This is a genomic window from Cyanobium sp. ATX 6A2, assembly GCF_024346355.1.
Classification (GTDB): Bacteria; Cyanobacteriota; Cyanobacteriia; order PCC-6307; family Cyanobiaceae; genus NIES-981.
This window is the reverse complement of sequence record NZ_JAGQCU010000005.1, coordinates 56,881-69,372: the sequence shown is the minus strand read 5'-3', so window position 1 is coordinate 69,372 and position 12,492 is coordinate 56,881. Positions and strand designations below refer to the sequence as shown.

The window sequence follows — 12,492 nt, the reverse complement described above, 5'->3', positions numbered from 1 at the left end:
GGTGCCATCGAGCCAGGCTAAGGCGCAGCTCCCAGCAGGGCCGCGGCGTGGTGGCGCAGGTGGTCGCCGATGAAGCTGGCCACGAAGAAGTAGCTGTGGTCGTAGCCCTCCTGGCGGCGCAGGGTCAGCGGATGACCGCTGGCGGCAGCGGCCGCCTCCAGGGCCTCGGGCAGCAGCTGCTCCTCCAGGAAGGGATCGGCCAGGCCCTGATCCACCAGCAGCGGCAGGGCGGCGCCATCGGGCCCCACCGGGCCCTGCCCGCTGGCCAGCAGCTGGCTGGCATCCCAGGCCTGCCAGGTCTGGGGATCGGGGCCGAGCAGGTGGCCGAACGCCTTGCGCCCCCACGGGCAGCGGCTGGGCTGGCTGATCGGCGCGAAGGCCGACACCGACGCGTAGCGGCCCGGATGGCGCATGGCGCCCACCAGAGCGCCGTGGCCGCCCATCGAGTGACCGCTGATGCCGCGGCGCGCCGGATCCAGGGGCAGCCCCGCCTCCAGCAGCGCCGGCAGTTCCTCCACCACATAGGTGTGCATGCGGTAGTGGCGCGCCCAGGGTTCCTGCGTGGCATCCACGTAGAAGCCGGCGCCATGGCCGAAGTCCCAGGCCCCGTCGGGATCGTCGGGCACCGCCGCACCGCGGGGGCTGGTGTCGGGGGTGATCAGCGCCAGTCCCAGCTCCGCCGCCAGGCGCTGGGCGCCGGCCTTCTGGACGGCGTTCTCATCGCTGCAGGTGAGCCCGGAGAGCCACCACAGGGCCGGCACCGGCCGCGCCGGAGCCTGGGCGTCGGCGGCCAGGGCGGTCGGCGGCAGAAACACCCCCAGCGTCATCGCGCACTGCAGCGATGGCGACTGGTGCCGGTAGCGGCGCTGCAGCCCGCCGAAGCAGCGGTGCTCGCTGAGCAGGTCGAGGGCAGTCATGGGCAGCGTGTCATCAGAAGTGGATCACCGAGCGAATGCTTTTGCCCTCATGCATGAGATCGAAGGCGCGGTTGATGTCCTCCAGCCCCATCGTGTGGGTGATGAAGGTGTCCAGCGGGATCAATCCCTGCTGGAACTCCTCCACAAACCCCGGCAGTTCGCTGCGGCCGCGCACGCCGCCGAAGGCCGAGCCGCGCCACACCCGGCCGGTTACCAGCTGGAAGGGGCGGGTGCTGATCTCCTGGCCGGCGCCGGCCACACCGATGATCGTGGATTCACCCCAGCCCTTGTGGCAGCTCTCCAGGGCGGCGCGCATCACCTCCACATTGCCGATGCACTCGAAGGAGTAATCCACGCCCCCATCGGTGGCGTCGATGATCACCTCCTGGATCGGCGCGTCGTGGTCGCGGGGGTTGATGCAGTCGCTGGCGCCGAGCTGTTGGGCGATGGCGAATTTCTCGGGGTTCACATCGATGCCGATGATGCGCGAGGCGCCGGCCATCACCGCCCCGATCACCACCGCCAACCCGATGCCCCCGAGCCCGAACACGGCCACGGTGCTGCCGGCCTCCACCTTGGCGGTGTTGCGCACGGCGCCGATGCCGGTGGTCACGCCGCAGCCGAGCAGGCACACCTTCTCCAGCGGTGCCGCCTTGTTGATCCGGGCCACGGCGATTTCCGGCAGCACCGTGTATTCGGAGAAGGTGGAGGTGCCCATGTAGTGGTGCAGCAGGCGGCCGCCTTTCGAGAAGCGGCTGCTGCCGTCAGGCATCAGGCCCTGGCCCTGGGTGCCGCGGATCGCCTGGCAGAGGTTGGTCTTGCCTGAGCGGCAGAACCTGCACTGCCCGCATTCCGGTGTGTAGAGCGGGATCACGTGGTCACCCACGGCGACGGAGGTGACGCCAGGACCCAGCTCCTCCACGATGGCGCCGCCCTCATGGCCCAGGATCGCCGGGAACAGGCCCTCCGGATCGGCGCCGGAGAGGGTGAAGGCATCGGTGTGGCACACGCCGCTGGCCACCACGCGCAGCAGCACCTCTCCCTCGCGCGGCGCCGCCACGTCGATCTCGGTGACCTCCAGGGGCTCCCCCGGGGCCCAGGCGACGGCGGCGCGGGAACGGATCATCGGGGCGGCAGGCGGGGGAGATCTCCATCCTGGGCCCCGGGAGCTGGCCCCAGCCAGGCGTAGCGGATGGTGTAGCGCTGCTGCTGCGCCCAGCGCAGGGGCAGGCTGTGGGTGCGCAGCTGGCCCGGCTCCAGCGGCAGCAGGCTGGTCAGCAGGGCCAGGGTCGCGGCTGGGTCGTCCCCCTGGTCGATCAGCACCAGCACCCGCGGCTTGCTCCCCCCGGGCAGCGGCGGCCGACCAGCCCCCGGCGCCGGGGCTTTCGGGGTGAGCACCGGCACGGTGGGAAAGGCCAGCCTGGCGTTGCCCGCCAGCAGGGTGCTGCTGGCCAGGATCAGCTCGGGCGTGCCACCGGCTTCGCCCAGGCTCAGCACCAGTTGCGGCAGGGGGTAGTTGGGCCGGCTGCTGCGGCCGCTGATCCCGGCCAGGGTGGTGCGCGCCGGCAGCAGGATCGCCACTGCCGCCGCGGCGCCCACGCCGGCACCCACCATCCAGCGCAGCCGCCGCCGGGGCAGCGGCGACGCCAGGGTGGCGGCACTGATCGGCGCATAGAACAGCAAGCTCTGATACCAGCGGTCCTTGATCCGCGTGGCGCCGGTGCTCAGCACGAACACCAGCAGCACCCCCATCAGCGCCAGCGGCAGCCGCTGCAGCAGAGCGCTGCCGGGTTCGCGGGTCGGGTCGGCGATGTGCAGGTGGCGGCGCTGCGGCCAGAGCACGGCCAGGGCCGCCAGCCAGAAGGGACTGAGAAAGGCGACCGCCGCTCCCAGGGCGCTGAGCACCCCGCGCCAGGGCAGGGCCTCGCCGGCGCGGGTCTTCTCCAGCCCTGCAAGGGCCAGCTCAGGATTGCTCAGCATCCAGACCAGGTGCGGGCTGAGCAGGGCCAGGGCCACAGCCACCCCCAGCAGCAGCTGCGGCTGCAGCAGGGCGCGGCGCAGGGCGGGGATGGTGAGGGCCGTGAGTAGCAGGCTGGCCAGGAACAGCGCCACGCTGTATTTGCTCAGCAGGCCGGCGGCTACCAGCACCCCCAGCAGGGCATGGTTCGCCGCGCTGGGCCGGCGCAGCAGCCGCAGCAGCTGCACCAGGGTCCAGGCGGCTACCGCCGTGGCCAGCAACGAGTGGGAGAGGTCCCGCTGGGACTCCCAGATGAACTGGGGGATGAGGATCAGGCCGCTGAGTGCCATCAGCTGCTGGTCGCCGCGCAGACGCAGCTCCCGGCCGATGCGTAGCACCGCCGCCACCAGCAGGCTGAGCAGCACCACCTTCAGGGCCAGCAGGGGCCACAGCGCCGGCCCCGTGACCTGAAACACCAGGTTCACCAGATAGGTGTAGAGCGGCGGCTGGGGCCCGTACCCCAGGGCCCAGCCCTGGGAGAGCAGCAGCTGCTGGGCCTGGTCCTGGTCGGCGCCGGCCGCCACCAGCCAGAGGCCGATGGCGTTGACCAGCAGGTAGAGGATCGCCGCCAGCAGGAGGCGCGAGCCGGGCGGCGTGGCGCTCACGCCCGCAGGTAACCGGTCCATCAGGGTGCCGCCAGGTTGCGGAAGCGGGTGAACTGGGGCTCGAACAGCAGCTTCACCGTGCCCACCGGACCGTTGCGGTGCTTGGTCACGATCACCTCGGTGATGCCGCGATCGGCTGTTTCCGGGTTGTAGTACTCGTCGCGGTAGATCATCAGCACCAGGTCGGCGTCCTGCTCGATCGACCCCGATTCGCGCAGGTCGCTGAGCATCGGTCGCTTGTTGGTGCGCGATTCCACCCCCCGGCTGAGCTGGGAGAGGGCGATCACCGGCACGTGCAGTTCCCGGGCCAGGCCCTTGAGGCCGCGGGTGATACGCGACAGCTCCTGCACCCGGTTGTCGGGGGTGGAGCCCTCCATCAGCTGCAGGTAGTCGATCACCACCAGGCCCAGTTCTCGGCCCTGTTCGGCCATCAGCCGCCGGCACAGGGAGCGCATCTCCAGCACGCCGGCATTGGGCTTGTCGTCGATGAACAGCGGCAGTTGCCCGAGGGTGTTGATGCCCTGGCCCAGCAGGGGCCATTCCTCCTGCTGCAGCCGGCCGGTGCGCAGCCGGCCGCTCTCGATCCCCACTTCCATCGACAGCAGCCGGTAGGTGAGCTGCTCCTTGCTCATCTCCAGGCTGAACACACACACCGGCAGGCCGTGCAGCTGGGCCACGTTCTTGGCGATGTTGAGCACGATCGAGGTTTTGCCCATCGCCGGCCGGCCGGCCACGATGATCAGGTCGCTGCGCTGCAGCCCCTGGGTGATGGCATCGAGGTCGTAGAAGTTCACCGGCAGGCCGGCCACCGCGGTGCCCAGGGAGCGGCTCTCGATCTCGTTGAAGGTGGAGGTGAGGATCTCAGCGGTGGGCGTCAGCCCCACCGAAGGTTTCTCCTGACTGATGGCGAAGATCTTCTGCTCGGCCTCGTCGAGCACCATCTCCATCGGCTTGCTCTGATCGAAGCCGAGGGCGATCACCTCGTTGCCGGAGCGGATCAGCTGGCGCCGCAGGAATTTGTCCATCACCAGGCGGGCCACCTGGTCGATCGAGGCGGTGGAGGTGATGCGCTCCACCAGCTCCACCAGCCGGCTGCTGCCGCCCACCTTCTCCAGCGACCCCGTGTCCGCCAACCAGGCGGTCATGGCGGTGAGGTCGGTGGGTTTGCCCTGGCTGTTGAGCATCAGGGCGGTGCGATAGATCTCCCGATGGGCGCTGAGATAGAAGGCCTCCGGCCGCAGCACATCGGCGATCCGGGCAATGGCCTCGGGATCGAGCAGGATGCCGCCCAGCACCGCCTCTTCGGCCTCCAGATTCTGGGGGGGCACCGAATCGGGCAGGGCCTCGAAGCGGGCCTCGTCGCTGGCCCCGTCGCGGCCTTTGGGGTGGAGGGGAACGCTCACCATCGGCGAACAGGGATGCGGGGTGACCGGGTGCAGCTGCCGGGTTGTTCACTCTGCCGGCTGGCAGCTGCTTTGACCAGCGCTCTGGCACTGTCCATGGTGTTGCCAGCAAAAAGCCACCCCAGCGGTGGGGGGTGGCTGGCAGTTGATCGGAGCCGTTGAACTGAGCCTTGATCTGAGCAGTGCTCAGCTGATCTGCTGCAGCGTGAAGGCGGGGGCTTAGTGACTGAGCACTTCCAGGTTGATTTCGGCGGTCACCTCGGGGTGCAGCTTCACCTGCACCTTGTAGGAGCCGGTGCGGTGGATCTCAGGCACCAGGATGGAGCGCCGGTCCACATCCTTCTTGGTGGCGGCCTCGATGGCCTCGGCCACGTCGCCATTGGTCACGGTGCCGAACAGCACGTCGTCACCGCCGGTCTGCTTCTTCACGGTGAAGCGGCCGATGGTGGCGAGGGCGGTGCTGAAGGCCTCGGCTTCGGCCTTGAGGGCGGCCTGGCGTTGGGCTTCCTTGGCCCGGCGGGCTTCAACCTGGCGCATCACAGCCGCCGTCACCGGCACGGCCTTGCCGGTGGGCACCAGGAAGTTGCGGGCGAAACCGGGGGCCACATCCACCAGATCTCCGTCCTTGCCCAGGCTGAGGACGTCTTCCTGGAGGACGACTTGTACGCGCTTGGCCATGGAGTTAGGGAGCGGAATGGATCACGAGCCGATTGGCCACCCTAGATCAGGGGTCGTGCGCTGAAGGCACGCAGCCCCGCCACCAGGGCATGGGTGGCCGATCCCGCCTCCACAAACACAGCAACCCCACACCCCGGGGTGGAGTGTGGGGTGAGCCCGCCCCCAGCGTTCGGGGCTGGGGGGGTTGCTGGTGTGACCAGTGGCTCCTGTGAGCAGCCGTGGTGGGAACGCTCAGCGCCGTGAGCCCAGAGCCGCCGCCGCGGGCAGGCGCACCTGCCTGGCCAGCCCCAGCCTGCGCATCAGCCGGATGTGCTGCCAGGTGAGGTCGATCTGAGGGCCGAAGCCGTGGCGGGCCGAGTGGGGGAAGGCGTGGTGGTTGTTGTGCCAGCCCTCGCCGAAGGTGAGTGCCGCCACCCACCAGTTGTTCTTGGAGTTGTCGCCGCTGGCGTGGCGCACGCCACCCCAGCAGTGGGTGGCCGAATTCACCAGCCAGGTGCAGTGGTACACCACCACCAGGCGCAGGGGGATGCCCCACAGCACCAGGGCCAGGCCGCCGGCACCGGTCACCGTGCCGATCCAGAACAGCAGACCGGCCAGGGGCAGCTGCAGCAGCAGGAACCAGTTGTTCAGCCAGCGGTAGTAAGGATCCCTGGCCAGATCGCCGGTGAGCCGGGGCACGGCCGACATGGCGGGAATGGTGTGGAACATCCAGCCCATGTGGCTCCACCAGAAGCCCTTCAGGCTGGTGTGGTGATCGACGTCGGTGTCGGAGAACTTGTGGTGGTGGCGGTGCAGGCCCACCCAGTCGATCGGGCCGTGCTGGCAGCTGAGGGCGCCGCAGGTGGTGAAGAAGCGCTCCAGCCAGTGGGGCACGCGGAAGGCGCGGTGGCTGAGCATGCGGTGGTAGCCGAGAGTCACGCCCAGGCAGGCGGTGATCCAATAGAGCACCAGGAAGCTGGCCACGGCGGGCAGGCTCCAGAAGCGGGGCAGCAGGGCCACCAGGGCCAGCACATGGATGGTCACCATGTAGGTGATGGTGCCCCAGCGGGTGCCGCGCTTGACGCTGGGCTCGGGTTCGCCGACGCGGGCCAGATGCAGGGCCTCGGCTCGGCGCAGGCCCCGCTCGCCGACGTTGATGAAGGCGGGCTTGCGGGTGCCACGGGATGAGGGGCGGGTGCCTGAGGCTGAGGCCCTGGTGCGCGTTCCCGATCGTGTGGCGGTTGTAGCGGCCATAGCGGACCGACTCCTGATCAATCGATAGGATGGTAGCAATACGAATTCGGATTGCGAGCCAAATTCGCCAACCGGATCTGCGAACCGAACCTTGGAGCACCCCCGTGGGTTATCGGGATGACCTCACCGCTGGCCGGGTGGCCTTCGCCCACCTGATCCGCGTGTGGCATGGCCGCAATGGCTGGAGTCACCGGGTGTTGCCGGGGCTGGCGGAGGCGCTCGACCTGGGCCGGGTGCACAACTCCCAGCTGTCGATGCTGCGCAATGGCAAGCTCGCCTCCCCGGGTCCGGAGGTGTTCCTGGCCCTGGGTCGGATCAACTGCCTGCTGGCTGAGCAGGCCATCGGTGGAACGCTCTCCCCCGAGCTGCGCCAGCTCCTGGTGGCTCACCCTGAACTGCTGGCGGCCCTGGAGGCCTCGGCCCTGCCGGTGCAGGCCCCCGGTGAGCCGGTGCTGGGGCCCGGTGAGCTGCTGGAGGTGTTCGTGGGCCTGCGCCAGCCGCCGGCGGCCTTCGATCTGCGCATCGCCGACGCCGAAGCCGCCGCCCTCAGCGCCGCCCTGGCCGATCTCTTCTGTGCCGGTCGCCCCTGGCGGCTCTGCCGTGAGCCGGTGCTGGCCGCCTATCCGGTGACCAAGCGCCAGCGGCGCGACCGCTTTGGTGAGGTGATGGCTGGCCAGCGTGACTACAGCGCCGCTGAGCTGGATGCGGAACTGCCCGATCTGAGCCTCACCCTGGCGGCCCTGGGGGGGGCCGGGGAGGGCGAGCTGGAGACCGATCAGGTGCTGGAGCTGCTGCGTCAGCGGGCCCGGGAGCTGCAGGAGCGGGGCTGGGCGGCTGCGCCGCAGAGTGATCTCGGGGCCGCGATCCGGGCCCAGCTGGCCGGCGCGGCGGTGGCCTGTCCGCCCCGTGACGCATGAGCGCCGGCAGCTGGGCAGCCGAGCGGGTGGCCGCCGCCGAGGCCCGCATCGCCCCCCTGGCCGCTGCCCATACCGCCGCGGTGCAGGGGCGCCTGGCGCGGGTGCTGGCCGCCCTCGCCGCCGAGCGGGTGGGGGTGCAGCACTTCGCCTCGGTGAGCGGCTACGGCCACGGCGACCAGGGCCGGCAGGTGCTGGATCGGGTGTTCGCGCGGGTGCTGCAGGCCGAGGCCGCGGCGGTGCGGCTGCAGTTTGTGAGCGGCACCCACGCCATCGCCGCCGCGCTCTTTGGCGTGCTGCGGCCCGGTGATCGGCTGCTGGCTCTCAGCGGCCGTCCCTACGACACCCTCGAGGAGGTGATCGGCCTGCGCGGGCGCGGCCAGGGATCCCTGGCCGACTTCGGCATCCGCTACGACGAACTCGGTCTGCGGCCCGATGGCGGCCTCGACTGGGATGGTCTCGCCGCGGCCCTGGCCCTGCCCACGCGCATGGTGCTGATCCAGCGCAGCCGCGGCTACAGCTGGCGGCCGTCGCTGGCGGTGGCCGAGATCGGCCGGCTGGTGGAGCGGGTGAAGAGCCTGCAGCCCGGCTGTGTGGTGTTCGTGGACAACTGCTACGGCGAGCTGGTGAACGAGCAGGAGCCCACCGCTGTGGGCGCCGATCTGATCGCCGGCTCGCTGATCAAGAACCTGGGCGGCACCATCGCCCCCAGCGGCGGCTACGTGGCCGGCCGCGCCGACCTGGTGGAGCAGGCCTGCTGCCGCCTCACCGCCCCGGGGATCGGCAGCGAGGGCGGCACCAGCTTCGATCTCAACCGCCTGCTCTTCCAGGGGCTGTTCCTGGCGCCCCAGATGGTGGCTGAGGCGCTGATCGCCAGCGAGCTGGTGGCCCAGGTGTTCAGCGATCTGGGCTTCGCCGTGGATCCCCTGCCCGGCGCCGAGCGCAGCGATGTGATCCAGGCGGTGCGGCTGGGCGACCCGGCGCTGCTCAAGGCCGTGTGCCGCGCCTTCCAGGCCGCCTCGCCGATCGGCTCCTACCTCGATCCGGTGCCGGCGCCGATGCCCGGCTACGCCAGCGAGCTGGTGATGGCCGGTGGCACCTTCATCGATGGCAGCACCAGTGAGTTCTCCGCCGACGGGCCGCTGCGGGAGCCCTACGTGCTCTATGTCCAGGGGGGCACCCACCGGGCCCATGCCGCCATCGCCCTGCAACGGGCCCTCACGGTGATCAGCGAATCCCACCACCTTCCGACAGACTGAGCGGCACCGCTTTCAGGCCCGCCAGCCATGGCGCTCAGCTTCCCCAGCGACTGCCGCTACGCCGACAGCCATGAATACGTGCGGCCCGAGGGGGAGCACGTTCGCCTCGGCCTCAGTGCCTTCGCCGTGGATCAGCTCGGCGACATCGTGTTTGTGGAGCTGCCGGAGGTGGGGGCCGTGCTCAGCTGCGGCCAGAGCTTCGGCAGTGTGGAGTCGGTGAAGGCGGTGGAAGACCTGCTGGCGCCCATCAGCGGCGTGGTGGAGGCCCGCAACGAGGCGGTGCTGGCCAACCCCGAGGAGCTGCAACACGACCCCTATGGGGAGGGCTGGCTGCTGCTGGTCCGCCCCGGCGCCCCCGAGCAGCTCGATGCCCTGATGCAGGCCGACAGCTACGCCGCCAAAGTGCAGGGCCAGGGATGAACGCGGGGCCCGTGATCACCAGCCCGGACTTCAGCCAGCGTCACCTGGGCCCGAGCGCAGCCGATCAGGCCCGGATGCTGGCTGAACTGGGCCTCGACAGCCTCGAGCACCTGGCCGAACAGGTGGTGCCGGCCGACATCCTGCTGCCGCCCGAGGCCGCCGCTGAATCCCTGCCCGAACCCTGCGACGAGGCCCGGGCCCTGGCGGAGCTGGGGGCGATCGCCGCTGGCAACCAGGTGCGGCGCTCCCTGATCGGCCAGGGCTACTACGGCACGGCCACCCCGGCCCTGCTTCAGCGCCATGTGTTCGAGAACCCCGCCTGGTACACCGCTTACACCCCCTACCAGGCCGAGATCGCCCAGGGGCGCCTCGAGGCCCTGCTCAACTTCCAGACCCTGATCAGTGAGCTCACCGGCCTGCCGATCGCCAACGCCTCGCTGCTGGATGAGGCCACGGCCGCCGCTGAGGCGATGGCCCTGGCACACGCGGTCTGCGGCCGTCAGCACGCCGGGCGGTTTCTGGTGGACCGCCAGGTGTTTCCCCAGACCCTGGCGGTGCTGCAGACCCGGGCCGAACCCCTCGGCATCACCCTGGAGCTGGTGGATGCCGAAGCCCTGAGCGGCCACCAGCTGCCCGCCGATGCCTTCGGCCTGCTGCTGCAGCTGCCCGGCGACCGCGGCCGTGTGTGGGATCCGGCGCCGCTGCTGGCCGCCGCCGGCACGGCCGGGCTGATCCGGGCCGTGGCCATCGATCCCCTTGCCCAGGTGCTGCTGACCCCGGTGGCTGAGCTGGGTGCCGACATCGCCGTGGGCAGTGCCCAGCGCTATGGGGTGCCCATGGGCGGCGGCGGCCCCCATGCCGCCTTTTTCGCCACCCGCGAGGCCTACAAACGCCAGATCCCCGGCCGCCTGGTGGGGCGCTCCCGCGATGCCGAGGGCCGGCCGGCCCTGCGCCTGGCCCTGCAGACCCGGGAGCAGCACATCCGCCGCGACCGCGCCACCAGCAACATCTGCACCGCCCAGGTGCTGCTCGCGGTGATGGCCGGGTTCTACGCCGTGCACCACGGCCCCCATGGGCTCACCGCCATCGCCGGCCGCATCGCCGGCCTGCGCCAGGCCCTGGTGGCCGCCCTGGCGGCCCTCGGCCTGGAGAGCGAACCCGGCCCCGGCTTCGGCACCCTGGTGGTGCCGGTCGCCGACCCCGACGGCCTGATCGCCGCGGCCCTGGCCGAAGGCTTCAACCTGCGCCGCCACCCAGGCGGCGTGGGCATCAGCCTCGATGAGTGCAGCACGGTTGAGGAGCTGCGCCGGCTGCTGAAGGCGCTGGCGGTTGCGCCGGCGGTTGCGCCGGCGGCCCTGAGCTCGGCCCTGGCGGCCCTGGAGCTGGCCCTGGAGCAGGGCGATCGGCTCTGGCAGCAGGCCTGGCAGGGCGCCTCCCGCCCCCTGCCGCGCAGGCAGGGGGCCTGGCTCAGCCAGCCGGTGTTCCATCAGTACCGCAGCGAAACCGAGCTGCTGCGCTACATCCAGCGGCTGGTGGCCCGCGACTTCTCCCTCGTGCACGGGATGATCCCCCTGGGCAGCTGCACCATGAAGCTCAACGCCGCTGCCGAGCTGCTGCCGGTGAGCTGGCCCGCCTTCGCCCAGCTGCATCCCTTTGCGCCCGCCGAGCAGCAGGGCGGCTACCGCCGCCTGGCGGCCGACCTGGAGCAGTGGCTGGCGGCGATCACCGGCTTTGCCGGCGTATCGCTGCAGCCCAATGCCGGCTCCCAGGGGGAATACGCCGGCCTGCTGGCGATCCGGGCCTGGCATCGCAGCCGCGGCGAGCAGCACCGCGACGTGTGCCTGATCCCCACCAGCGCCCACGGCACCAACCCGGCCAGTGCGGTGATGGCCGGTCTGCGGGTGGTGGCGGTGGCCTGCGACACGCAGGGCAACGTGGACCTGGCCGATCTGGAGGCCAAGGCCGAGGCCCACGCCGAGCGCCTGGCGGCCCTGATGGTCACCTATCCCTCCACCCACGGGGTGTTCGAGCCGGCCATCCGCCGCATCTGCGCCCTGGTGCATGAGCGGGGCGGCCAGGTGTACCTCGACGGCGCCAACCTCAACGCCCAGGTGGGGCTGTGCAAGCCGGGCCTCTATGGGGCCGACGTCTGCCACCTCAACCTGCACAAGACCTTCTGCATCCCCCATGGCGGCGGCGGCCCGGGGGTGGGCCCGATCGCCGTGGCCGAGCACCTGCTGCCCTTCCTGCCCGGTGCCGGCGGTGCCGGCGGTGCGGCGGTGGGCCCGGTGGCGGCGGCGCCCCTGGGCAGCGCCTCGATCCTGCCGATCAGCTGGATGTACATCCGCATGATGGGCGGCTCCGGCCTGCGCACCGCCAGCCAGGTGGCCCTGCTGGCCGCCAACCTGATCGCCGAGCGGCTGGAGCGCCACTTCCCGGTGCTCTACCGCGGCGCCGGGGGCCGGGTGGCGCACGAGTGCATCCTCGATCTGCGGCCGCTCAAGCGCAGCTGCGCTCTGGAGGTGGACGACCTGGCCAAGCGCCTGATGGACTACGGCTTCCATGCCCCCACCGTGAGCTGGCCGGTGGCCGGCACGGTGATGGTGGAGCCCACCGAGAGTGAATCGCTGGCGGAGCTGGATCGCTTCTGCGCCGCCATGGCGGCGATCCGCGCCGAGGCGGCAGCCATCGAGCGCGGCGAGGTGGACCCCCTCGACAACCCCCTCAAGCGCGCCCCCCACACCCTGGCGGCAGTCACCGCCGAGGCCTGGGAGCGGCCCTACAGCCGGAGCCAGGCCGCCTTCCCGGCTGGCGAGGAGCAACGGCAGCAGAAGTTCTGGCCGGCGGTGGCCCGCGTCGACAACGCCTACGGCGATCGCAATCTGGTGTGCACCTGCCCGTCGGTGGAGGAGCTGGCGGTGGCCCTGGCCTGAGCGCGATCCGGGGGCATAATGTGCCCGGGCGAACCTGAATCTTCAGGATTTCCCTGGCATCCAGGCCTTGTCTTGTCGGCCCCATGTGTTGCAACTGCAATTGCAACGCGGGC

General features: G+C 70.9%; 10 protein-coding genes. 4 read left to right on the top strand and 6 right to left on the bottom strand.

Annotated elements, in window-relative coordinates; genetic code table 11:
- Positions 1-17 precede the first annotated feature (17 nt).
- The 6 genes from fghA to KBY96_RS06580 form a co-directional block, all read right to left on the bottom strand.
- Positions 18-917, bottom strand: coding sequence for an S-formylglutathione hydrolase (fghA, locus tag KBY96_RS06605; protein WP_254978567.1), 900 nt, complete (start codon positions 915-917; stop codon positions 18-20).
- 13 nt (positions 918-930) lie between these two features.
- The gene (locus KBY96_RS06600) at positions 931-2,043 is read right to left on the bottom strand and encodes an S-(hydroxymethyl)glutathione dehydrogenase/class III alcohol dehydrogenase (RefSeq protein WP_261358176.1); all 1,113 of its coding nucleotides are present in this window, start codon (positions 2,041-2,043) and stop codon (positions 931-933) included.
- A complete protein-coding gene (locus tag KBY96_RS06595; protein WP_254978566.1) occupies positions 2,040-3,560 on the bottom strand; it encodes a glycosyltransferase family 39 protein in 1,521 nt (506 codons plus the stop codon). The genes KBY96_RS06600 and KBY96_RS06595 overlap by 4 nt, the downstream gene beginning before the upstream one ends.
- Complete coding sequence (gene dnaB / locus KBY96_RS06590) at positions 3,560-4,945, bottom strand: replicative DNA helicase (protein ID WP_254978565.1); 1,386 nt, start codon at positions 4,943-4,945, stop codon at positions 3,560-3,562. Before dnaB ends, KBY96_RS06595 begins: the two co-directional genes overlap by 1 nt.
- Positions 4,946-5,161: 216 nt before the next feature.
- Positions 5,162-5,620, bottom strand: a complete 459-nt coding sequence (rplI, locus tag KBY96_RS06585; protein ID WP_254978564.1) for a 50S ribosomal protein L9 — start codon at positions 5,618-5,620, stop codon at positions 5,162-5,164.
- 231 nt (positions 5,621-5,851) lie between these two features.
- Positions 5,852-6,853 (bottom strand): acyl-CoA desaturase, encoded by a 1,002-nt coding sequence (locus KBY96_RS06580; RefSeq protein ID WP_396122286.1) that lies wholly within the window; start codon positions 6,851-6,853, stop codon positions 5,852-5,854.
- Between the two features lie 104 nt (positions 6,854-6,957).
- On the opposite strand from KBY96_RS06580, the gene KBY96_RS06575 reads away from it, so the two are divergent.
- Genes KBY96_RS06575 through gcvP form a run of 4 tightly spaced genes read left to right on the top strand, consistent with a single transcriptional unit; the run spans position 6,958 to position 12,379 of the window.
- On the top strand, positions 6,958-7,770 hold the full coding sequence (locus tag KBY96_RS06575; protein ID WP_254978563.1) for a hypothetical protein: 813 nt from the start codon (positions 6,958-6,960) through the stop codon (positions 7,768-7,770).
- A complete protein-coding gene (locus KBY96_RS06570; RefSeq protein ID WP_254978562.1) occupies positions 7,767-9,026 on the top strand; it encodes a methionine gamma-lyase family protein in 1,260 nt (419 codons plus the stop codon). Before KBY96_RS06575 ends, KBY96_RS06570 begins: the two co-directional genes overlap by 4 nt.
- A gap of 27 nt (positions 9,027-9,053) precedes the next feature.
- Positions 9,054-9,446, top strand: coding sequence for a glycine cleavage system protein GcvH (gene gcvH / locus KBY96_RS06565; RefSeq protein WP_254978561.1), 393 nt, complete (start codon positions 9,054-9,056; stop codon positions 9,444-9,446).
- Positions 9,443-12,379 carry an aminomethyl-transferring glycine dehydrogenase gene (gene gcvP / locus KBY96_RS06560; RefSeq protein ID WP_254978560.1) on the top strand — a complete coding sequence of 979 codons (2,937 nt, stop codon included), beginning with the start codon at positions 9,443-9,445 and terminating at the stop codon, positions 12,377-12,379. Before gcvH ends, gcvP begins: the two co-directional genes overlap by 4 nt.
- Positions 12,380-12,492 lie beyond the last annotated feature (113 nt).

Coding starts and splice junctions, on each gene's coding strand:
- fghA (WP_254978567.1), bottom strand. CDS start 917: ATGACTGCCCTCGACCTGCTCAGCGAGCACCGCTGCTTCGGCGGGCTG.
- KBY96_RS06600 (WP_261358176.1), bottom strand. CDS start 2,043: ATGATCCGTTCCCGCGCCGCCGTCGCCTGGGCCCCGGGGGAGCCCCTG.
- KBY96_RS06595 (WP_254978566.1), bottom strand. CDS start 3,560: ATGGACCGGTTACCTGCGGGCGTGAGCGCCACGCCGCCCGGCTCGCGC.
- dnaB (WP_254978565.1), bottom strand. CDS start 4,945: ATGGTGAGCGTTCCCCTCCACCCCAAAGGCCGCGACGGGGCCAGCGAC.
- rplI (WP_254978564.1), bottom strand. CDS start 5,620: ATGGCCAAGCGCGTACAAGTCGTCCTCCAGGAAGACGTCCTCAGCCTG.
- KBY96_RS06580 (WP_396122286.1), bottom strand. CDS start 6,853: ATGGCCGCTACAACCGCCACACGATCGGGAACGCGCACCAGGGCCTCA.
- KBY96_RS06570 (WP_254978562.1), top strand. CDS start 7,767: ATGAGCGCCGGCAGCTGGGCAGCCGAGCGGGTGGCCGCCGCCGAGGCC.
- gcvH (WP_254978561.1), top strand. CDS start 9,054: ATGGCGCTCAGCTTCCCCAGCGACTGCCGCTACGCCGACAGCCATGAA.
- gcvP (WP_254978560.1), top strand. CDS start 9,443: ATGAACGCGGGGCCCGTGATCACCAGCCCGGACTTCAGCCAGCGTCAC.